22 protein-coding genes are annotated in these 18,824 nt (G+C 72.5%); 14 read left to right on the top strand and 8 right to left on the bottom strand.

From position 1 onward, the window contains the following. The first annotated feature begins 2 nt into the window (after positions 1-2). Genes ACZ41I_RS11910 through ACZ41I_RS11885 form a run of 6 tightly spaced genes read left to right on the top strand, consistent with a single transcriptional unit; the run spans position 3 to position 3,330 of the window. Positions 3-614, top strand: coding sequence for a DNA primase (locus ACZ41I_RS11910; RefSeq protein WP_399766157.1), 612 nt, complete (start codon positions 3-5; stop codon positions 612-614). Further along, positions 611-1,759 carry an SRPBCC family protein gene (locus tag ACZ41I_RS11905; RefSeq protein WP_468513973.1) on the top strand — a complete coding sequence of 383 codons (1,149 nt, stop codon included), beginning with the start codon at positions 611-613 and terminating at the stop codon, positions 1,757-1,759. The genes ACZ41I_RS11910 and ACZ41I_RS11905 overlap by 4 nt, the downstream gene beginning before the upstream one ends. Next, positions 1,756-2,091 carry a gas vesicle protein gene (locus ACZ41I_RS11900; protein WP_363216267.1) on the top strand — a complete coding sequence of 112 codons (336 nt, stop codon included), beginning with the start codon at positions 1,756-1,758 and terminating at the stop codon, positions 2,089-2,091. Before ACZ41I_RS11905 ends, ACZ41I_RS11900 begins: the two co-directional genes overlap by 4 nt. Next, positions 2,088-2,846, top strand: coding sequence for a GvpL/GvpF family gas vesicle protein (locus ACZ41I_RS11895; protein WP_468513972.1), 759 nt, complete (start codon positions 2,088-2,090; stop codon positions 2,844-2,846). The genes ACZ41I_RS11900 and ACZ41I_RS11895 overlap by 4 nt, the downstream gene beginning before the upstream one ends. Then, positions 2,843-3,052, top strand: a complete 210-nt coding sequence (locus ACZ41I_RS11890) for a gas vesicle protein (RefSeq protein ID WP_399766043.1) — start codon at positions 2,843-2,845, stop codon at positions 3,050-3,052. The genes ACZ41I_RS11895 and ACZ41I_RS11890 overlap by 4 nt, the downstream gene beginning before the upstream one ends. Next, positions 3,049-3,330, top strand: coding sequence for a gas vesicle protein K (locus ACZ41I_RS11885; RefSeq protein WP_363216264.1), 282 nt, complete (start codon positions 3,049-3,051; stop codon positions 3,328-3,330). The genes ACZ41I_RS11890 and ACZ41I_RS11885 overlap by 4 nt, the downstream gene beginning before the upstream one ends. Positions 3,331-3,337: 7 nt before the next feature. Here the strand turns inward: ACZ41I_RS11885 and ACZ41I_RS11880 are convergent, their stop codons facing one another. The 3 genes from ACZ41I_RS11880 to ACZ41I_RS11870 all read right to left on the bottom strand — a co-directional run bounded on the left by ACZ41I_RS11880 (position 3,338) and on the right by ACZ41I_RS11870 (position 5,965). Further along, entirely contained in the window at positions 3,338-3,508 is a 171-nt protein-coding gene (locus ACZ41I_RS11880; protein WP_363216262.1) for a hydrophobic protein, read from the bottom strand. 42 nt (positions 3,509-3,550) lie between these two features. Further along, a complete protein-coding gene (locus ACZ41I_RS11875) occupies positions 3,551-4,372 on the bottom strand; it encodes a class I SAM-dependent methyltransferase (RefSeq protein ID WP_468513971.1) in 822 nt (273 codons plus the stop codon). Between the two features lie 99 nt (positions 4,373-4,471). Beyond that, positions 4,472-5,965, bottom strand: coding sequence for a bifunctional phosphatase PAP2/diacylglycerol kinase family protein (locus tag ACZ41I_RS11870; protein ID WP_399766035.1), 1,494 nt, complete (start codon positions 5,963-5,965; stop codon positions 4,472-4,474). 80 nt (positions 5,966-6,045) lie between these two features. Between ACZ41I_RS11870 and ACZ41I_RS11865 the strand changes: the two genes are divergently transcribed. Together ACZ41I_RS11865 and ACZ41I_RS11860 are read left to right on the top strand one after the other, a co-directional pair. Continuing rightward, positions 6,046-6,702, top strand: a complete 657-nt coding sequence (locus tag ACZ41I_RS11865) for a histidine phosphatase family protein (RefSeq protein WP_399766033.1) — start codon at positions 6,046-6,048, stop codon at positions 6,700-6,702. Positions 6,703-6,867: 165 nt separating this feature from the next. After that, entirely contained in the window at positions 6,868-8,487 is a 1,620-nt protein-coding gene (locus ACZ41I_RS11860; protein WP_468513970.1) for an ABC-F family ATP-binding cassette domain-containing protein, read from the top strand. A 120-nt stretch (positions 8,488-8,607) separates the two neighbouring features. Here the strand turns inward: ACZ41I_RS11860 and ACZ41I_RS11855 are convergent, their stop codons facing one another. Then, positions 8,608-9,723 carry a baeRF2 domain-containing protein gene (locus ACZ41I_RS11855; RefSeq protein ID WP_468513969.1) on the bottom strand — a complete coding sequence of 372 codons (1,116 nt, stop codon included), beginning with the start codon at positions 9,721-9,723 and terminating at the stop codon, positions 8,608-8,610. 57 nt (positions 9,724-9,780) lie between these two features. On the opposite strand from ACZ41I_RS11855, the gene ACZ41I_RS11850 reads away from it, so the two are divergent. Next, complete coding sequence (locus ACZ41I_RS11850; protein ID WP_363216255.1) at positions 9,781-10,068, top strand: DUF6158 family protein; 288 nt, start codon at positions 9,781-9,783, stop codon at positions 10,066-10,068. A gap of 63 nt (positions 10,069-10,131) precedes the next feature. On the opposite strand, the gene ACZ41I_RS11845 is transcribed toward ACZ41I_RS11850, so the two are convergent. From ACZ41I_RS11845 to ACZ41I_RS11830, 4 genes are read right to left on the bottom strand one after another with little or no spacing between them, the layout of a single operon-like run. Beyond that, positions 10,132-10,674: a type 1 glutamine amidotransferase domain-containing protein gene (locus ACZ41I_RS11845; protein WP_363216254.1), complete on the bottom strand. Its 543-nt coding sequence runs from the start codon at positions 10,672-10,674 to the stop codon at positions 10,132-10,134. Between the two features lie 5 nt (positions 10,675-10,679). Further along, positions 10,680-11,333: a diguanylate cyclase gene (locus tag ACZ41I_RS11840; protein ID WP_468322655.1), complete on the bottom strand. Its 654-nt coding sequence runs from the start codon at positions 11,331-11,333 to the stop codon at positions 10,680-10,682. Beyond that, positions 11,330-11,707 carry a DUF2795 domain-containing protein gene (locus ACZ41I_RS11835; RefSeq protein ID WP_363216252.1) on the bottom strand — a complete coding sequence of 126 codons (378 nt, stop codon included), beginning with the start codon at positions 11,705-11,707 and terminating at the stop codon, positions 11,330-11,332. Before ACZ41I_RS11835 ends, ACZ41I_RS11840 begins: the two co-directional genes overlap by 4 nt. A gap of 16 nt (positions 11,708-11,723) precedes the next feature. After that, positions 11,724-13,520 (bottom strand): thiamine pyrophosphate-requiring protein, encoded by a 1,797-nt coding sequence (locus tag ACZ41I_RS11830; RefSeq protein WP_468513968.1) that lies wholly within the window; start codon positions 13,518-13,520, stop codon positions 11,724-11,726. Positions 13,521-13,888: 368 nt separating this feature from the next. On the opposite strand from ACZ41I_RS11830, the gene ACZ41I_RS11825 reads away from it, so the two are divergent. The 5 genes from ACZ41I_RS11825 to ACZ41I_RS11805 all read left to right on the top strand — a co-directional run bounded on the left by ACZ41I_RS11825 (position 13,889) and on the right by ACZ41I_RS11805 (position 18,734). Next, complete coding sequence (locus ACZ41I_RS11825) at positions 13,889-14,758, top strand: hypothetical protein (RefSeq protein WP_468513967.1); 870 nt, start codon at positions 13,889-13,891, stop codon at positions 14,756-14,758. Positions 14,759-14,976: 218 nt separating this feature from the next. Next, positions 14,977-16,233 (top strand): aminotransferase class I/II-fold pyridoxal phosphate-dependent enzyme, encoded by a 1,257-nt coding sequence (locus ACZ41I_RS11820; protein ID WP_468319133.1) that lies wholly within the window; start codon positions 14,977-14,979, stop codon positions 16,231-16,233. Further along, positions 16,230-17,435, top strand: coding sequence for an MBL fold metallo-hydrolase (locus ACZ41I_RS11815; RefSeq protein WP_468513966.1), 1,206 nt, complete (start codon positions 16,230-16,232; stop codon positions 17,433-17,435). The genes ACZ41I_RS11820 and ACZ41I_RS11815 overlap by 4 nt, the downstream gene beginning before the upstream one ends. 229 nt (positions 17,436-17,664) lie before the next feature. After that, on the top strand, positions 17,665-18,102 hold the full coding sequence (locus ACZ41I_RS11810) for a hypothetical protein (RefSeq protein ID WP_363216247.1): 438 nt from the start codon (positions 17,665-17,667) through the stop codon (positions 18,100-18,102). A 206-nt stretch (positions 18,103-18,308) separates the two neighbouring features. Continuing rightward, the gene (locus ACZ41I_RS11805; RefSeq protein WP_363216246.1) at positions 18,309-18,734 is read left to right on the top strand and encodes an OsmC family protein; all 426 of its coding nucleotides are present in this window, start codon (positions 18,309-18,311) and stop codon (positions 18,732-18,734) included. Positions 18,735-18,824: the final 90 nt, after the last annotated feature.

Here is an 18,824-nt window from a genome sequence, read left to right as displayed (position 1 = left end):
TGATGAACCGCACGGCACTGGGCCTCGCCATAGGGGCCGGATATCTGCTCGGACGCACGAAGAAACTGAAAATGGCGCTCGCGGTCGGCTCCCTGGTCGCCGGCAAGAAGCTGAACCTCGGCCCCGGGGCGCTCGCGTCGATGGCGCGCCAGCAGCTGCGCGACAACCCGCAGTTCAAGGAGATCGGCGATCAGCTGCGCCAGGATCTGCGGGGCGTGGGCAAGGCCGCGTCCGGGGCCATGGTCGAGCGGCAGATGAGCACGCTCGCCGACCGGCTGCACAGTCGCACCTCCCAGGTGCGCGACCAGCTCTCCGGGGTGCTGCCCGAGTCCGGTTCCGATGAGGAGCGGGAGGAGGACGGCGACCGCGAGACACGCGGGGAGGAGGACCGCGAGGCACCGGAGGACGGTGACCGCGAGGAGCGGGAGGACAGGCCGTCGGCCAAGAAGGCGGCCAAGAAGGCCCCGCCGAAGAACGCCTCCGCCAAGAAGACCGCGGTGAAGAAGACGGCCCCCGCGAAGAAGGCGGCGGCCAGGAAGACCGGCGGGGCGCGCAAGACGGCCGGGAAGAAGACGGCCGGCACCCGGGAGTCGAAGGGTGGTGAGGAGCGATGACCGAGACCCTCGGGTCGGTCACGTCCGGGGCCGGCAAGGCCACGGGCGCGGCGAAGGACAACCCGATCGCCGACCTCGCCCACAGCGAGGCCGCCGACCGGCTCAAGGCCGAGGCCCAGGAGTACCTGGCCGCTCAGGCCCAGCGACTGCTCACCGGGTTCGGCCGCAAGCTCGGCGAGACCACCGTCAAGCTCAACGACATCGCCGAGGGCAAGAGCCCCGGCTTCGCCAAGCTGGCCCTCGACGGCGGCCGCAAGCTCGCCGAGGGCAAGGGACCGCTGCGCTCCGTCCTGGAGCTGGGAGCCTCCCGCGCCAAGGAGAACGTGATGGACGCGGTCAAGAACCTCGGGGGCGGCAAGGGCAAGAGAAAGGGCCGCGGGGGCAACAAGCCCACCGTCATCATGGAGTCCGTCGACGTCGGCGTGCCGGTGCGTACCGCCTACGACCAGTGGACCCAGTTCCAGGAGTTCTCCACCTTCGCCAAGGGCGTCAAGAGCGCGAGCCGCGCCGGCGACACCGACTCGGACTGGCAGGCGAAGATCTTCTGGTCCACCCGCAGCTGGAAGGCGCACGTCACCGAGCAGATACCCGACTACCGCATCCAGTGGACGTCCGAGGGCGCCAAGGGCAGCGTCAAGGGCGTCGTGACCTTCCACCCGCTGGGGGAGAACCTCACCCGGGTCCTGCTGGTCATGGAGTACTACCCGTCCGGTCTGTTCGAGAAGACCGGCAATCTGTGGCGCGCCCAGGGCCGCCGGGCCAGGCTGGACCTGAAGCACTTCGCCCGTTTCATCACCATGAAGGGAGAGGCGGAGGACGGCTGGCGCGGCGAGATCCGCGACGGCGAGGTGGTCCGCAGCCACGAGGACGCGGTGCAGGAAGAGGCGGAGTCGGAAGAGGAGGAGCCCGCGGAGGAGGAGCCCGCGGAGGAGGAGTCCGAGGAGGAGGAGTCCGAGGAGCCCCGCGCCGAGGACGAGGAAGAAGAGGAAGAGGAAGAGGAGGAGCCCGAGGAGTACGAGGGCGAGAACGAGGAAGAGGAGGAGGAAGAAGAGGAGCCGGAGGAGTCCGAGGACGAGTACGAGGACGAAGAGGAAGACGAAGAAGAAGAGGAGCCCGAGTACGCCGGGCGCGGGAGCCGTCGATGACGACGCCCAGCCGGTTTCCCGATCCGTACGGCCACAGCAGCGGAGCCAACCTCGCCGACATCCTGGAGCGCGTGCTCGACAAGGGCGTGGTGATCGCGGGTGACATCCGGATCAATCTGCTCGACATCGAACTGCTGACCGTCAAGCTGAGGCTCATCGTCGCCTCGGTCGACAAGGCCAAGGAGATGGGCATCGACTGGTGGGAGAGCGACCCGGCCCTGTCCTCCCGGGCCCGCCGCGACGAGCTGACCCGGGAGAACGCCGAGCTGAGAGAACGGCTGGCCCGGCTGGAGGAGCTGGAAGCGGGCCACGTGCCGAAGGAGGCGCCATGACCGGACTGCGCTATGTCTACGCCGTCTGCCGCCCCTTCGGGACGCCCCTGCAGTCCCAGCTCACGGGCATCGGGGGCGCCCCGCCGGGGCTGCTGCACCACCATGGGCTGGTCGCCGTCGTCAGTCAGGTCCCGGAGGCCGACTTCAGCGAGGAGGCCCTCAAGGCCCATCTGGAGGATCTGGACTGGCTGGCCGCGACCGCCCGCGCGCACCAGGGTGTGATCGACGCGCTCACCACCGTCACCACCCCGCTGCCGCTCCGGCTCGGGACCGTCTTCCGGGACTGCAGCGGCGTACGCTCGATGATCGAGGCCCGGGAGGACGACTTCCGCCGCATCCTCGACCGGCTGGAGGGCCGGGTCGAGTGGGGCGTGAAGGTGTACCTGGAGCCTGAGCCTGCCCAGCCCGAACCCGAGGCGGCGAAGCCGGCCGGCGGCCGGGACTATCTGCGCCGGCGGCGCGAGAGCACCCACGCCCAGGAGGAGCAGTGGCAGCGCGCCGAGAAATTCGCCCGGTCGCTGCACGAGCGGCTCTGCCGGTACGCCGAGGATTACCGGCTGCACGCTCCGCAGAATTCCGCACTTTCCGCTGCGCCCGGCCGTAACGTCCTCAACGCGGCCTATCTTGTACCGCGCATGCATTCCGAGGAATTCGTGGAACTCGTGGACCGCACAAAGGACGAGGCACCCGGAATCCGGGTCGAACTCACTGGCCCCTGGGCCGCCTATTCGTTCACGGGGGAGGCCGGGTCGTGACCGTCGTGGAACGGCGCGAGATCGCACTCGTCGACCTGCTCGACCGGCTGCTGGCCGGCGGCGTGGTCGTCACCGGTGACATCACCCTGCGGATCGCGGACGTCGACCTGGTCCGCATCGACCTGAACGCCCTGATCAGCTCCGTGAACGAGTCGGTCCCCTCACCCTTCGAACTGGTTGTCCCCCCGCCCGAGGAGGTCGTGTGACCCCGCGCAACCGGCTCGACCTGGAACCCGACACGGTCGAGCGCGACCTGGTGAAACTGGTGCTGACCGTGGTGGAACTGCTGCGCCAGCTCATGGAACGGCAGGCCGTGCGGCGCTTCGACACCGGTGAGCTGACCGAGGAGCAGGAGGAGCGCATCGGGCTCACCCTGATGCTCCTGGAGGAGCGGATGGCCGAGCTGCGCGAGCGCTACGGACTGCGGCCCGAGGACCTGAATCTGGACCTCGGGCCGCTCGGGCCGCTGCTTCCGCGCGGCTGACCTCATTTCACCACCGATACCAGCGGCCCCTGCCGCCGTCGGCGGTGGTGCTGCGGACCAGGAAACCCAGCAGCCAGACGACGAGCACCGCCAAAGCAATCCACCAGAGAATCTTCACCGCGAATCCGACCCCGAAAAGAATCAGCGCCAGAAGCAGTACCAGCAGAATGGGAACCATAGTCTGAACCTCCTGCAGTCCGGGTTTCCCGAATTCCGGGATTCAGGCTTCTTTACGGCACAGAATCTCCCCGTGCAGGACCGCGAACCAGCCGTCCTCCCGCCGTCCCCAGGCGCGCCAGGCCTCGGACACGGCCCGCAGCTGTTCCACGGTCGCGTGACCGCCCTGCGTGGCCCGGTCGGCGTAGGCGGAGGCCAGGGTCCGGTCCGCCCACAGGCCGCTCCACCAGGCCCGCTCCTCGGGTGTGGTGAACGTCCAGGTGCTGGAGGTGGCGGTGATGTCCGTCAGCCCGGCGGCCAGCGCCCATGCCTTCAGCCGGCGCCCGCCTTCGGGCTCGCCGCCGTTGGCCCGGGCCACCCTCAGATACAGGTCCATCCAGTCGTCCATGCCGGGCGACGCGGGATACCACGACATTCCGGGGTAGTCCGCATCGCGTACGGCGATGAGTCCGCCGGGCCTGGTGACCCGCTTCATCTCGCGCAGCGCCTGCACCGGGTCACCGACATGCTGGAGCACCTGATGGGCGTGGACCACGCAGAAGGTGTCGTCCGGATAGCCCAGGGCGTGCACGTCGGCGACCGCGAAGTCCACGTTGGCCAGACCGCGCGCGGCGGCGGTGGCCCGGGCCTGCTCCAGGATGCCCGGCGCGTGGTCCACGCCGGTGACATGGCCCTCGGGGACCCGTTCCGCCAGGTCGGCGGTGATGGTCCCGGGACCGCAGCCGATGTCCAGGATCTTCATGTGGGGCTTCAGGGAGCCGAGCAGATGGGCCGCGGAGTTCTCGGCGGTCCGCCAGGTGTGCGACCGCAGTACCGACTCGTGGTGCCCGTGCGTGTAGACGGCGGTTTCCTGTGCTTTCGGCATGGCTGTTCCCCTTCACCCTCGTCGCCGGTGGTAAGCATCACGGTACGCGCGCATGCCGAATAATGAGATCTGTGTATCGAGATGTGGACTGACAGCCTGTCAAATGCCGGTCCGCAACGGGCGGTACACCGTCAGGGCCTCCGGCAGCTTCTCCAGGGTGAGCTCGCCCGACACCGCCGTCACCTCGCCGTCGTACGCCAGCGGGGTCCCCGGTGCGATACCGGTGAGCCGGAGCCGGTTCACCTGCACCGCGGCATGCTCCGGGGACCGGGTCAGCGGGCCCGCCGCCGCGGCGGCCAGCAGCCGCAGCGCCGGCCGGCGGCCGCCGTGCACCACGCGCACGTCCAGCAGCCCGTCAGCGAGATCGGTACGCCGGCCGGGCGCGAGCCCCATCCGGTGGTAGACGCCGTTGCCGGCGAACAGCAGCCACAGCGGCCGCCGTTGACCGCCCACCTCCACCTCCAGCGGATGCCGGTCCGCGCGCAGCACCCGCAGCGCGCCCAGCACCCCGGCCGGCCAGCCGCCGATCCGGTGCGACCAGCGCTCCCGCTCGCGCACCAGCTCCGGGTAGACGCCCAGGCTCAGGGTGTTCAGGAACAGGCCCTCGGCGCCGCCGCTGCGGTACCGGCCCGCGTCCACCCGCACCGCCTCGCCGTGCCGGACCGCACGGGCCAGATCGCGTTCGTCCTCCACGCCGAGGTCGTAGGCGAAGTGGTTCAGGGTGCCGCCGGGCAGCACCGCGAGCGGCAGTCCGTGCCGCAGGGCGACCCCGGCGGCCGTGTTCACCGTGCCGTCGCCGCCGCACACACCCAGCACGCGCGCGCGGGCCGCCGCCTTCGCCAGCTCGTCACCGATCTCCTCCGGCGCACACTCGACGACTTCCGCCGCCGGCAGCGCCGCCTGCAACGCCCGGGCCCGGTCGGCGCCGCCCGAACCCTGGTTGGCGACCATCACCAGACCGTCGCCCTCCGGCAGCGCGGGCGCCTCGGCGCGCGGCCGGGCCGGCCGCCGCACCTGGGCGCGGGTCGGCACCAGCCGTCGTACCAGGAAGGCCGCACCCGCGCCGAGCGCCGCCCCGGCCAGTACGTCGCTCGGGAAATGCACGCCCGTGTACACCCGGGAGGCCGCCACCGAGAACGCCACCGGCGCCACCGCCGCGCCCCACGCCGGGGACTCCAGCGCGACCCCCGTCGCGAAGGCGGCGGCCGACGCGGAGTGCCCGGACGGGAAGGACGTGGTGATCGGCTGCCGCTTCAGCTGCCGCACCAGCGGCACCGGGTCCAGTACCGGCCGCGCCCGGCGCACCGAGCGCTTGCCGATCGTGTTGATGGCCAGCGAGGCCACGCTGAGCGAGGCCAGGCCCCGGGCGGCCGCCCGGCGGGCCCTCGGGGTGCGGCTCGCGGCCATCGCGGCGGCTGTCGCGAACCACAGCACACCGTGGTTCGCGCTGCGGCTGAGACGGGGCAGCACGCGCTCCGCGCCGGGCCAGTGCCAGGCGGCGGCCGCCTCGAACAGCCGGCCGTCCAGATCGAGCAGCCGGCACAGCGGGCCGTGGCCGGTCGTACGGGCAGTCAGGTCCAGGTCTGGGCTCATGAGGTGCGGTTACCCTGAAGTGCCCGCTTCTTGTTCCTGCCCGCGCCGTGGTCCGGCCGGCGCGCAAGGAGTTCCCCCGTATGCGCCTGCTCCTCGTCCGCCACGGTGAGACCCCGTCCAACGTGGACCACCTGCTGGACACCGCCGTGCCCGGCCCCGGGCTCACCCCGCTCGGCGAGGCGCAGGCCGCCGCACTGCCCGAGGCGCTCGCCGACGAGGACATCGAGGCCGTCTACGCCTCCCCGCTGCTGCGCACCCGACTCACCGCCGCCCCGCTGGCCGCCGCCGTCGGGCTGGAGGTGCTCGTCCGCGACGGCATCCGCGAGGTCTCCGCCGGCGACCTGGAGATGCTGCCGGGCGAATCCCCCGAGGGCCGGGAGTACATGCGCACGGTGTTCGCCTGGGCGGCCGGCGACACCGCGCTGCGCATCCCCGGCGGGGAGAGCGGCGAGGAGGCCCTCGCCCGGTACGACGCCGTGATCGCCGAGGCCGCCGCGAGCGGTGCCCGTACCGTCGCCATGGTCAGCCACGGCGCCGCGATCCGCATGTGGACCGCCGCCCGCGCCGCCAACATCGACATCCCCTTCGCCGCGGCCCGGCCCCTCAAGAACACCGGCGTGATCATCCTGGAGAACTCCCCGTCCGGCATCTGGAAGGCAGTGTCCTGGCAGGGCGCCACAGTCCGACCAGCGGCCGAGGGCGGCCCGACGGGGGAGCGGGTGGAGACGGCGGGGTAGGGGGAGGCCGGCGGGGCTGGTAACCGATCGCCGGCCCGCGGCAACCGACAGCGCCTCCGGCGATCGTTTCGGCCCACCGGCAGCCGTATGGCCGTCCCCGGAAACCGTTGGTGCCCCCTATAACGGTTTGCCGTGTCCTTGAGTCGCCCGGGAGAATGCCCGGCCATGGGACATCTGGAAGCCGCGCACCTCGAATACCACCTCCCCGACGGGAGGACCCTGCTCGGGGACGTGTCCTTCCGGGTCGGCGAAGGGGCCGCCGTCGCGCTCGTCGGTCCGAACGGCGCCGGCAAGACCACCCTGCTCCGGCTGATCTCCGGCGAGCTGAAGCCGCACGCCGGCACCGTCACCGTCAGCGGCGGCCTCGGCGTGATGCGCCAGTTCGTGGGCTCCGTACGCGACGAGACGACCGTACGCGACCTCCTCGTCTCCGTCGCCCCGCCCCGCATCCGCCAGGCGGCGAAGGCCGTCGACGAGGCCGAGCACGCCCTCGTCACCGTCGACGACGAGGCGGCCCAGCTGACGTACGCACAGGCACTCGCCGACTGGGCCGAGGCCCGCGGCTACGAGGCCGAGACCCTGTGGGACGTGTGCACCACCGCCGCCCTCGGCGTGCCGTACGAGAAGGCCCAGTGGCGCCTGGTCCGTACCCTCTCCGGCGGCGAGCAGAAACGCCTCGTGCTGGAGGCGCTGCTGCGCGGCACCGACGAGGTGCTGCTCCTGGACGAGCCGGACAACTATCTCGACGTGCCCGGCAAGCGGTGGCTGGAGGAGCAGCTCAAGGAGACCCGCAAGACGGTCCTGTTCGTCTCCCACGACCGCGAACTCCTCGCCCGCGCCGCCGAGAAGATCGTCTCCGTGGAGCCGGGCCCGGCCGGCGCCGACGCCTGGGTGCACGGCGGCGGCTTCGCCACCTACCACGAGGCCCGCCGCGAACGCTTCGCCCGCTTCGAGGAGCTGCGCCGCCGCTGGGACGAGAAGCACGCCCAGTTGAAGAAGCTGGTCCTGAACCTGCGGCAGGCCGCCGCCGTCAGCCACGAGATGGCCTCCCGGTACGCGGCCGCCCAGACCCGCCTGCGCAAGTTCGAGGAAGCGGGCCCGCCGCCGGAGCCGCCGCGCGAGCAGGACATCACCATGCGCCTGAAGGGCGGCCGTACCGGCGTCCGGGCCGTCACCTGTGAGCGACTCGAACTGACCGGCCTGATGAAACCGTTCGACCTGGAGGTCTTCTACGGCGAACGGGTCGCCGTCCTCGGCTCCAACGGCTCCGGCAAGTCCCACTTCCTGCGTCTGCTGGCCGGCGAGGACGTCGCGCACACGGGCGAGTGGAAGCTCGGCGCGCGTGTCGTGCCCGGCCACTTCGCGCAGACCCACGCGCACCCCGAACTCCACGGCCGCACCCTCCTCGACATCCTGTGGAAGGAGCACTCCCAGGACCGCGGCGCCGCCATGTCGAGGCTGCGCCGCTACGAGCTGACCCAGCAGGCCGAGCAGACCTTCGACCGGCTCTCCGGCGGCCAGCAGGCCCGCTTCCAGATCCTGCTGCTGGAACTGGCGGGCGCCACCGCCCTGCTGCTGGACGAGCCGACCGACAACCTCGACCTGGAGTCGGCAGAGGCCCTTCAGGAGGGCCTGGAGGCCTTCGAGGGCACGGTCCTCGCCGTGACCCACGACCGGTGGTTCGCCCGCTGCTTCGACCGCTACCTGGTCTTCGGCAGCGATGGTCGCGTCCGCGAGACGCCGGAGCCCGTCTGGGACGAGCGCCGCGTGTCACGCACCCGCTAGGAGGCACGCACCCTCTCGCCGTCGTGGCTTGTCGCGCCCGCGCGGCAAAGCCGCATGTCGCCACGGCTCCGCGCCCCTTGCTCCCGCTGCCCGGCGCTCCATTGGCTCCGGCGCCATCGGTCATTTCCAGCGCAGCAGCGCCCCCAGGCCACCCGCCGCGACCTCGTCCCCGGTGTCCTGGAGCACCGGGGTGAGCGACACGACCGGTGCGTTCGTCACCACGGCCGCCCGGACCAGTGCGTCGTCCGCGCGGGCCGGCCATGCCTGCTGTTCGCCGATGTCCCTCAGCTCCGTACGGCGGACCGCCAGCTGGTCCGGGTCCTCGCCGATCCACACCTCGCGGTGCGTGTCGGGCGCGTCCGGGCGGATCAGCAGCTCGGCCAGCCGGTGCTCGCGCGCCGCCTCGATCAGCTGCGGCACGCCCTCGACGGCGGCCGCCCGCCGCTCCTCGTCCGGTGTCCGCGCCGCCCGGTACCGGTCCACCTCGGCCAGGATCCGCTGCCGTACGTGTTCCGCGCGTATCTCCTCCACTTCCTGCGGCAGCAGGTTGCTGTCCTTGCCGCGCGACGTCTCCACCGCACGGTCCTGCAGCGCCTTCGGCAGCTGCTCGTGCACCGACCTGCGCCCCCGCTCGTCACCGCACAGGATCAGCAGGTCGGCGCCGGTCTCCTCCTGGCACGCGGCGAGTGCCTCGGCGACCTCGCGCGCATTGTGCTCCCAGGTGTCCTCCACCTTCAGCTGGAAGTGCCGCTCGGACCAGTCGGACGCCTTCGACCGGTGCATGGGCCACTGCCGGCCCGTCACCCGCCCGGCCTCCTCGTGCAGCAGCGCACTGCGCAGCTCGATGCGGGCGCCGGTCCTGTCGATGCGGGCGACCAGCGACAGCGGGTCCTCGCCGGCGAGGTCCAGCAGCGGTGTCACCCGCGGCAGCGCACCCCAGTACGCCTCGCCGCCCTGCGGACCCCGCGTCAGCGGCACCTCCAGGACCACCTCGCCGTCCCGGGCGAATACCGCCCGCCCGTACGGCTCCGGCGCGTGGCGCATACGCTCCAGGGCCTCGTGCACCGCCTGGCAGGTGGGCTCGTCCGCCCCCTGCCGGGCCAGCTCCCGGGTCACCGCCTCCGCACTCAGATGACGGCGTTGCTGCTGGTCCTCCGTGTGCACCGAGGTGTCGACGTATGCGGAGGCCCAGGACCCCGGATGTTCGTACAGTGGACTCAGGAACGCGAGCTCCATGGATTCCTCCCGGAAACCGCTCGGGGGCTGTGCATGCCGGGCGGGTACCCGTACCCCATGAACGAACACGACGAGCGGGGCACCACGATGACCGGAGTCGACCCCAGCCGGCTGGACGACCAGCAGCTCATGAAGGAGCTGGAGACGATCCACCGCACGCGCCACGACACTCTGCTGTACGGCTCCAACGACGCGCTGCGGGCCCACAACGAGCGCATGGCACAGCTGGAGGGCGAATACCTGCGCCGCAACCCGCGCCGCCTGGTGAGCGCCGGACGCACCCGCGAGGGCGCCCGCGAACGCGGCTGCAGCGAGACGGCGAACCCCGGCACCTCGGGCACCTGAGCCGACAGCCACGGCAGAGAAAGGGCCGGCCCCGACAGGCCGGCCCTCACTCGTCGCCGCAGGTCAGCCGGGCTCCCCGGCGAACACGTGCAGGAACGCGTCGCAGAACGCCTTCAGATCGCCCGGCTTGCGGCTGGTCACCAGCTGATTGGAGCCGTGGTCGCAGATCTTGACCTGCTCGTCCACCCAGGTGCCGCCCGCGTTGCGGATGTCCGTCCGCAGGCTCGGCCACGACGTCAGCACCCGGCCCCGTACGACGTCCGCCTCCACCAGCGTCCACGGCGCGTGGCAGATCGCCGCGACCGGACGGCTCTGGTCGAAGAAGTCCTTCACGAACGCCACGGCCTTGTCGTCCATCCTCAGAAAGTCCGGATTGGCCACCCCGCCGGGCAGTACGAGACCGCCGAACGACCCCGCCGACGCCTCGCCCACCACCTCGTCCACGTCGAAGGTGTCCGCCTTGTCCAGATGGTGGAACGCCTGGACCTTCCCCGGCTCCGTCGACACCAGCACCGGCTCGTGCCCGGCGTCGGAGGCCGCCTTCCACGGCTCGGTCAGCTCGACCTGCTCGACGCCCTCGGGTGCCACGAGAAATGCGATACGCATGATGCTCAGTTCCCTTTCAGTTTCCTCACCGCGGCCCTGTGGGCGCGGGCGCGCCCCTTCCTCGCCCGGGCCGCCCGCCGGCAGCGCCACAGCTCCTCGCCGTACGGCAGCAGCACGAACGCGCCGATCGCCACGCCGATGCCCGCCAGATAGCCGGGCGACAGCGGGCGCCGGCGCGGCAGCAGCCGCCAGGCGTCCGGGTCCCCGCGCCCGCCCCGCAGCAGCGACCGCACCTGGTCGGCGTGCAGGCACATCAGCGAGGCCAGCGCACCGAACGGCAGCGACTCCAGAAAGCTGTGGATGTGCTGCTCGACCGGCCTGACCTCCCGGTCGCTGCGGACAGCCGTGCGCACGTCCCACAGCGCGGTCGCCTCGTGCACCGCCGCCGCCCCCAGCTGCACGCTCAGCAGCAGGGGATTGATCCGGTAGCGCAAGGTCAGCGCGATCGGCAGACCGACCTCCGCCATCATCAGCGCATGGATCACCGACTCCTTCGTGCCGACGGTGTCCTCGATCCGGGTGCGCCGGTGCATCACCCAGTCGGCGAGCCCCGGCACGAACCAGCCGGGCAGCAGTCCGTACAGCAGGAACCGGGTGGTCGCCACCTCGACGTCGACGCCGGCCCCGCTCGCGATCTCGGCCGCCTGGCCCCGGCTCATCCGCGGCCCACCAGCGCCTCGGCCAGCTGCTGCACGTTCTCGTAGCGGGCCGAGTGCGGCAGCCCGGCCACCGCGTCACCCAAAGCGGCCGGCGCGTTCCGCCGGCGCAGCATCCGCGCCAGGTCCCGCGCGGTCGCCGGGAAGCAACCGCGGCTCAGGGTCCGGGCCAGCTCCGTCCGCACCCGCTCCAGCGACGCCGGCGAACCCAGTCCGCCCACGGGACCGCTCCACACCTCCGGGTCGTCGTCCGCGGCCGGCTCCGGATCGTGCCACTCCTCCACCCGTGTCGGATGCCCGGACCTCAGCAGGCCCTGCAGCTCGTGCTTCATCTCGTCGTCCCGGTGGACGCTCAGCCGGTCACTGCCTCGCTGCATGTCTCCCTCCAGGGGACTAGCGCTTGTCCTTGCCGGGCAGGAACTCCTGCATCTTCGCCTTCAGCCCCTGCTTGACCATCGAGCCGCGGTCGGCATCCCCCTTCAGGATCGCCGCGGCCGTCGCCTCCATCTGCTCCCAGGTGGCATGCGGCGGGATCGGCGGTACGGCGGGGTCCGTGAGGAACTCGACCACCGCGGGCCCGTCGGCCTCCAGTGCCGTCCGCCAGGCCGCCTCCACCTCCTCCGGCTTCTCCACCCGGACACCGGTCAGCCCCAGCGAGCGGGCGAACGCCGCGTACTGCACGTCCGGGATCTCCTGCGACGGCAGGAACGACGGCGCGCCCTCCATGGCCCGCATCTCCCAGGTCACCTGGTTGAGGTCCCGGTTGTTCCACACGGCCACCACCAGCCGCGGATCCGACCAGCGGTCCCGGTACTTCGCCGCCGTGATCATCTCCGCCAGGCCGTTCATCTGCATCGCGCCATCACCGACCAGCGCGAACACCGGCCGGTCCGGATGCGCGAACTTCGCTCCGATCGCGTACGGCACCCCGGGCCCCATCGTCGCCAGCGTCCCGGACAGCGAACCGCGCATGCCCGGCCGCATCGTGATGTGCCGCGCGTACCAGTTGGCGACCGAACCGGAGTCCGAGGTCAGGATCGCGTTGTCCGGCAGCAGCGGATCCAGCGCCCGTGCCACGTACTCCGGGTTGATCGGGTCGGCCGACAGCCCGGCCCGCCGCTCCATCGTCTCGTGCCAGCGCGTCACGTTCGCGCAGACCGTGTCGTACCACTCGCGCCCGCCCCGGTCGGCGTTCAGCAACGGGATCAGCCGTCGCAGCGTCGCCTTCGCGTCACCGACGAGATTCACCTCGTACGGGAAACGCATACCGATCATGTGCGGATCGATGTCGATCTGCACCCCGCGCGCCTTGCCGAAGTCCGGCATGAACTGCGTGTACGGGAACGACGACCCGATCGTCAGCAGGGTGTCGCAGTCCCGCATCAGCTCGTACGACGGCCGGCTGCCCAGCAGCCCGATCGGCCCGGTGACGTACGGCAGCTCGTCACTGAGCACGTCCTTGCCGAGCAGCGCCTTCGCGACGCCCGCGCCGAGCAGTTCGGCGATCTCCTGCACCTCCGCGACCGCACCGGCCGCGCCCTGCCCGACGAGGATCGCCACCTTGTCGCCCTCGTTCAGCACATCCGCCGCGCGGCGCAGCGCCTCGTCCGTGGGCGTGGCGGTGTAGTCGCTCATGCCCAGGCTGGAGGGCACCATCTTGAACTCGTGCGTCGGCGGCGAGTAGTCCAGCTCCTGCACGTCGGCAGGAATGATCAGGGCCGTCGGGGAGCGCCGCGCGTAGGCCGTGCGGATCGCCCGGTCCAGCACGTTCGGCAGCTGCTCGGGCACCGTCACCGTCTCCACGAAGTCCGAGGCGACATCCTTGTACAGCGTGTGCAGGTCGACTTCCTGCTGGTAGGAGCCGCCCATCGCGGTCCGGTTCGTCTGGCCGACGATCGCCAGCACCGGCACATGGTCCAGCTTGGCGTCGTACAGGCCGTTCAGCAGATGGATCGCGCCGGGCCCCGAGGTGGCCGCGCACACCCCGATACGGCCGCTGAACTTCGCGAACCCGACCGCCTCGAAAGCGGACATCTCCTCGTGCCGGGACTGGATGAACCGCGGCCGGTCCTCGGCCCGGCCCCAGGCGGCGAGCAGCCCGTTGATGCCGTCACCCGGATAGCCGAAGACCTGTTCCACGCCCCAAGCGCGCAAGCGCTCGAGGATGTGGTCGGAGACCTTGGTGCTCATGGAGGAACCTCCTGGTGAGGTGCGAAGCGGACGATCCGGTCAGCAGATACCGAGTCACCTGCGCAGGGGACGGAAAACCTCGAAACGTCGTCAGGGAGGGGGCGGGAGACGCGCGGCCGGTGTGTTCACCCGGCCGGCCGTCCTTGTCCCGCGAATGGGGGCCGGCCGCGCGCGCCGCGGCGCCGCCGGGGCTGTGATGGCAGCGAGGGCACGCCCCGTGCCCCGTACCCGCGACACCGCCGGGCAGTGCCACCGGCACCGCCGGTACAGCACCGGAGGCACCGTCCCACCGGTTCCGGCGTACTGCCGTACCGGTGTCCGGCGTACCGCCGCCGACCGCCCGCCGTGCCCGCCGAGGAGCCCGCCCCATGCGCCGCACCGCCCGTGCCCTGTCCGTAGCCTTCATAGCCGGTGCCGCCATCACCCTGGCCGGGCCCACCGCGACCGCCGATGAGGGCGGCCCCGGCCCCGTGTCCCCGACCCACGCCGCCGGTCCGGTGTCCCCGACCCACGCAGCCGACCCCGTGCTGCCACCCCACAGCGCCGGCCCCGTCTCCCCGACCCGCGCCGCGGTCGGTGGCACCGACACCGCACCGTGTGCCGCGCCGCAGCAGTGCGGCGCGGCACACGCCTGCGCGGACGCCGCCGCCCCCTGCGACGACGGCGCCACGCCGTGCCGGGAGAGCGAGCCGTGCGAGGACGACGACGGCGGCTGCCCCAGCCCGGAGTCCTGCCCGGGTCCGGACGGTACGGGGGGCAGGGCCGGGGAGGACCGCGAGAGCGGTGCGGAGTGTGAGGCAGGGGAGGACTGCCAGCACAGCGGGGACGGTACGGGGGGCAGGGCGGGGGAGGACCGCGAGGGCGGCGCGGATTGCAGGGCGGGGGAGGACTGCGAGGGTGGCGCGCAGTGCAGGGCGGGGGAGGCGTGCTCCGGCGGGAGCGCGTGCCGGGAGGGCGGTCAGTGTCACGACGGCCGTGGCGAGTGCACCGGCGGCGGAGACTGCCCCGACGACGGCCACGGCTGCGGCGGAGCCGACGACCGGAAGGGCCACGACGCCGGCGGATGCGATCCGGCCACCGTGCAGCACGGCGTCGAAGCCGGCCAGGGAGGCACCTTCACCGACTCGGTCCCGGCCCTCGCCGGCGGCGCCGCCTTCATGGCCGCGGCCTGCGGCGGAGCGGGCTACCGGCTGTACGGCCGACGGCGCGCCCCCACCGACCGGCGCACGGACGTGTGACCCGGGCCACGCCCGACACTCCCATGGACGGCCGCCCCGCGGGTACACGCCCCGACAAGGACACCGGCAAGCGGCCCCCACACCGACCGACACCCCAGGCCATGGACAGACCCGGCCACAGGACCACACCACACAGCAGCCCACGACGACACAGCCCGCCCCGGCCACACGGCACCGGACCGGGCGGCACACGGAACCCGGACTGCGCGGAGGCGGACATGCGGCGGACGGACCCCGAAGGGCACGGCCCCGTCCGCTACGGCCCGCCCCTGCCCGGCGACGGACTCCCCGTGCTCCCGGAACTCACCGCCGTACTCGCCGCCGCGGCAAGCCGCACCGACGCCCAGCCCGTCGGCGGCGCCCCCGCCCTCCTCGAAGCGGCCTGCGGCTACTGGACCCGGCGGGGCCTGCCCACCGTCCCCGACCAGGCGGCCGCCGGCCCCGGCGCCCCCGCACTGCTGCTCGCCCTCACCTCCGCACTCGCCTCGGACGGCGGTGACGTCCTCGTCCCCCGCCCCTGCGCCGCCTGGTGGGCCCCATACGCCCGCGTCCTCGGCCGGCCCGCCTACCACGTGCCCACACCCGCCGAGAGCGGCGGCGTCCCCGACCCCTACGCCCTGCTGGAGACCGTGCGCAGGGTCCGCGCCGAGGGCGGCGACCCGCGGCTGCTCGTGCTGTCCATCGCCGACGACCCCACCGCCACCGTCGCCCCGCCCGAACTTCTCCACGAGACCGTCGAGGCGGCCACCGCCGAGGGACTGCACCTGGTCAGCGACGAGACCTGGCGCGACACCCTGCACCACCCCCACGACACCGTCCTGCTCAGCCCCGCCGAGATGCGGCCCGACCTGGTCACCGTCGTCACCGACCTCGCCGGATCCCTGCTGCCGCCGGGCTGGCCCGCCGCCGTCGCCCGCTTCCCGGCCACCGAACCCGGAGCACACCTGCACGCGCGCGTGCTCGACATCCTCACCGCGCTCGGCGCCCGCATCGCCGCACCCGTCGCCGCGGCCGCCGGCTACGCCCTCGACGAACCCCCACCCGTCACCGAGCGCCGCGAGGCCGTCGTACGCCTGCACGCGTGCGTGGCCGCCGCCGCGCACGCCGCCGTCGTCGCCGCCGGCGCGCTCGCCCGCCCCCCGCAGGCCGGCCGCCACCTGTACGCCGACCTCGGCCCGCTGCGTGAGTCCCTCGCCGCACAAGGCGTCGGCGACGCACAGGAGTTGGAGGACCTCCTCACCACCCGCCTCGGCATGCCCGCCCCCGGCGGCCACCGCTTCGGCGACGACCTCGGGGCGCTGCGCGTACGACTCGCCACGGGCCCCCTGCTGGGCGGTACGGACGAGGAGCGCACGGAATGCCTCACCTCACCCGCGCCGTTGGAACTGCCGCACGTGCAACGCGCGTTGATGTCCTTGACGTCGGCCCTCGGCGATCTCCGCGACGACGCTCAGCGATGGGAGCCTCCTCGATGACGCAGCAGACGCATGAGACCGAGATCCATGACACCGAGAGGTACGAGCCCGGCACGGCTGAGCCCGGTCCCGCCGCGACGACCACGACGACGACCACGACGACGGTGGCCACGACGACCGCACACACCGACGAAGCTGCCGAAACCATTCCCCCGGCCCCCCCTTTCCCCCCGCTGGCCGAACCCCGCCCCCTCGGTGAACACCGCGTGTGGCCCCGCACCTTCCACGACCGGCTCACCGCCCCCCTCCCCGGCCTCAAGGCCCTCGCCCGCTTCGCCCGCGAAGGCGCCGTACGCCCCGGACCCGAAGGCCTCGCCGACATCGCCCGGCTCCCCTGCGCGCCCGCACCCCTGCCCCGCGTCGACACCCGCACCCTCGCCGTCACCTGGGCCGGACACGCCAGCTGGATCGTCCGGATCGGCGGCCTGACCGTCCTCACCGACCCGGTCTGGTCCCGCCGTATCCTCGGCACCCCCGCCCGCATCACCCCCGTCGGCGTCCCCTGGCAGACCCTGCCGCGCATCGACGCCGTCGTCATCAGCCACAACCACTACGACCACCTCGACGCCCCCACCCTGCGGCAACTCGCGCGAGACACCCCGGTGTTCGTACCAGCCGGCCTCGGCCGCTGGTTCCGCCGCCGCCGCTTCACCTGCGTCACCGAGCTGGACTGGTGGGAAGGCGCCGAACTGCATCCGAGGGACGGCACCGCAGGCCCTTCGGCCGAGGGCGGCGGCGGGCGACGGGCGGGAGTCCGCTTCGACTTCGTCCCCGCCCACCACTGGTCCAAGCGCACCCTCACCGACACCTGCCACAGCCTCTGGGGCGGCTGGGTCCTCACCGACGCCGACGGACAGCGTCTGTACTTCGCCGGCGACACCGGCTACGGCCACTGGTTCACCCGCATCGGCCGCCGCTACCCCGGCATCGACCTCGCCCTCATGCCCATCGGCGCCTACAACCCCCGCTGGTGGCTCAGCGACGTCCACTGCGACCCGGAGGAAGCCGTCCAGGCCACCCTGGACCTGGGCGCGCGCCGCATGGCCCCGATGCACTGGGGCACCTTCATCCTCTCGGCCGAGCCGGTCCTGGAACCGCTCACGCGGGTACGGGCGGCCTGGGAGAAGGCGGGACTGGACAGGGAGGACCTGTGGGATCTGCCGGTCGGCGCCTCAAGGGTGCTGGAGTACAGCGCCCCGTAGGGGTGCGAGACAGGCACCGCGTCCGCACACCGGGACCCGGCCGGCAGCGAACACCGGCAGGCGAACAGAGGATCGGTGAGCATCCGTATGTTCCCGTCCCGGATCGCGCAGGTGGCGTGATCTCACCGGTCGGTCTCCACCGGCACCCTCTTCGCCTCCTTCGCGCGACTCCCCGATGCCCGCGGGCAGGAGTAGGGTCGGCGGCGAAACCGGAGGTGAGGGGGACGCCATGGGACAACTGCGGGGCACCTCCGGCACGCCTGCACCCACGCCGGTGCGGGTCATCGCCATCGCCAGCCTGACCCCCCTGGAAGAACTGGAAGCGGATCCCTTCCTCGTCGACTCGCGCAGCCAGCACGCCATGTGCGCCCGCTGGGCCGCCGAACGCGGCTACGTCATCGCCCGGCAACTCCTCGCCGGCGGACTGCGCTTCGACCACTGCGCCCTGTGGGACGGCGTCCGGCCCGGCCTGGACGTCTTCGTCGCGCCCAGCCTGCGCGTGCTCCGGCGTGCCGTGTCCTCGGTCGAGGCATTCACCGCCGAGTGCGCCCGACGCGGCGTGCGCGTGGAAACCGTCGGGCGGGCCGAACCGTCGTACGACGCGCAGATGAAGGCCCGCGTGCACCGCCGCCTGTCCATGCCGACGGCCGGCTACGACGGCCGCTAGGAGCACCCGGTCCGCACCCGGTTGGTCATGTGCACCGCGCCCGGGTGACAGGGCGGGGCCAGGGGGCGCGGCCGAGACCGGCGCCGAGCACGTCCGCACCTTCCGTTCACCCCGCTCGGGCCGGTCTTCAGCGTGCGACGAGCCAGGATGTGATCGGATAGGGGTACGGAAAACCCCGAACCGGGATCCGACGGAAAGGAATCATCGTGGCCACCACGCGCACCGCGCACACGGTCTGGGAAGGCAACCTTCTCGAGGGCAACGGCGTCGTCACCTTCGACTCCTCCGGCATCGGCGAGCAGCCGGTCACCTGGGCCTCGCGTTCCCAGGACGCGAACGGGAAGACCAGCCCCGAGGAGCTGATCGCCGGTGCCCACTCCAGCTGCTTCTCCATGGCCCTCTCGCACGCCCTGGCCGGCGCCGGCACCCCGCCCACCCGGCTGGAGACCAAGGCCGACGTCACCTTCCAGCCGGGCGAGGGCATCACCGGCATCCACCTCACCGTGCGCGGCGAGGTGCCGGGCCTGGACGCCGAGGGTTTCGCCTCGGCCGCCGAGGACGCCAAGAAGAACTGCCCGGTCAGCCAGGCCCTGACCGGTACGAGCATCACCCTGACGGCCGAGCTGGCCTGAGGCCTCGTACCACCCCGGATGCCGCGTCCCGCTGAAGGGGCGCGGCATCGCCGTTCCCGGGGAACCCGGGCATTGACAGCGTCGCAGGCA

This window comes from Streptomyces sp. NPDC030799 (assembly GCF_055572255.1).
Note: the sequence above shows the minus strand (reverse complement) of the source record. Positions and strands in the feature narration are given on the sequence as shown.

Coding starts and splice junctions, on each gene's coding strand:
- ACZ41I_RS11910 (WP_399766157.1), top strand. CDS start 3: ATGAACCGCACGGCACTGGGCCTCGCCATAGGGGCCGGATATCTGCTC.
- ACZ41I_RS11905 (WP_468513973.1), top strand. CDS start 611: ATGACCGAGACCCTCGGGTCGGTCACGTCCGGGGCCGGCAAGGCCACG.
- ACZ41I_RS11900 (WP_363216267.1), top strand. CDS start 1,756: ATGACGACGCCCAGCCGGTTTCCCGATCCGTACGGCCACAGCAGCGGA.
- ACZ41I_RS11895 (WP_468513972.1), top strand. CDS start 2,088: ATGACCGGACTGCGCTATGTCTACGCCGTCTGCCGCCCCTTCGGGACG.
- ACZ41I_RS11880 (WP_363216262.1), bottom strand. CDS start 3,508: ATGGTTCCCATTCTGCTGGTACTGCTTCTGGCGCTGATTCTTTTCGGG.
- ACZ41I_RS11875 (WP_468513971.1), bottom strand. CDS start 4,372: ATGCCGAAAGCACAGGAAACCGCCGTCTACACGCACGGGCACCACGAG.
- ACZ41I_RS11870 (WP_399766035.1), bottom strand. CDS start 5,965: ATGAGCCCAGACCTGGACCTGACTGCCCGTACGACCGGCCACGGCCCG.
- ACZ41I_RS11865 (WP_399766033.1), top strand. CDS start 6,046: ATGCGCCTGCTCCTCGTCCGCCACGGTGAGACCCCGTCCAACGTGGAC.
- ACZ41I_RS11860 (WP_468513970.1), top strand. CDS start 6,868: ATGGGACATCTGGAAGCCGCGCACCTCGAATACCACCTCCCCGACGGG.
- ACZ41I_RS11855 (WP_468513969.1), bottom strand. CDS start 9,723: ATGGAGCTCGCGTTCCTGAGTCCACTGTACGAACATCCGGGGTCCTGG.
- ACZ41I_RS11850 (WP_363216255.1), top strand. CDS start 9,781: ATGAACGAACACGACGAGCGGGGCACCACGATGACCGGAGTCGACCCC.
- ACZ41I_RS11845 (WP_363216254.1), bottom strand. CDS start 10,674: ATGCGTATCGCATTTCTCGTGGCACCCGAGGGCGTCGAGCAGGTCGAG.
- ACZ41I_RS11840 (WP_468322655.1), bottom strand. CDS start 11,333: ATGAGCCGGGGCCAGGCGGCCGAGATCGCGAGCGGGGCCGGCGTCGAC.
- ACZ41I_RS11835 (WP_363216252.1), bottom strand. CDS start 11,707: ATGCAGCGAGGCAGTGACCGGCTGAGCGTCCACCGGGACGACGAGATG.
- ACZ41I_RS11830 (WP_468513968.1), bottom strand. CDS start 13,520: ATGAGCACCAAGGTCTCCGACCACATCCTCGAGCGCTTGCGCGCTTGG.
- ACZ41I_RS11825 (WP_468513967.1), top strand. CDS start 13,889: ATGCGCCGCACCGCCCGTGCCCTGTCCGTAGCCTTCATAGCCGGTGCC.
- ACZ41I_RS11820 (WP_468319133.1), top strand. CDS start 14,977: ATGCGGCGGACGGACCCCGAAGGGCACGGCCCCGTCCGCTACGGCCCG.
- ACZ41I_RS11815 (WP_468513966.1), top strand. CDS start 16,230: ATGACGCAGCAGACGCATGAGACCGAGATCCATGACACCGAGAGGTAC.
- ACZ41I_RS11810 (WP_363216247.1), top strand. CDS start 17,665: ATGGGACAACTGCGGGGCACCTCCGGCACGCCTGCACCCACGCCGGTG.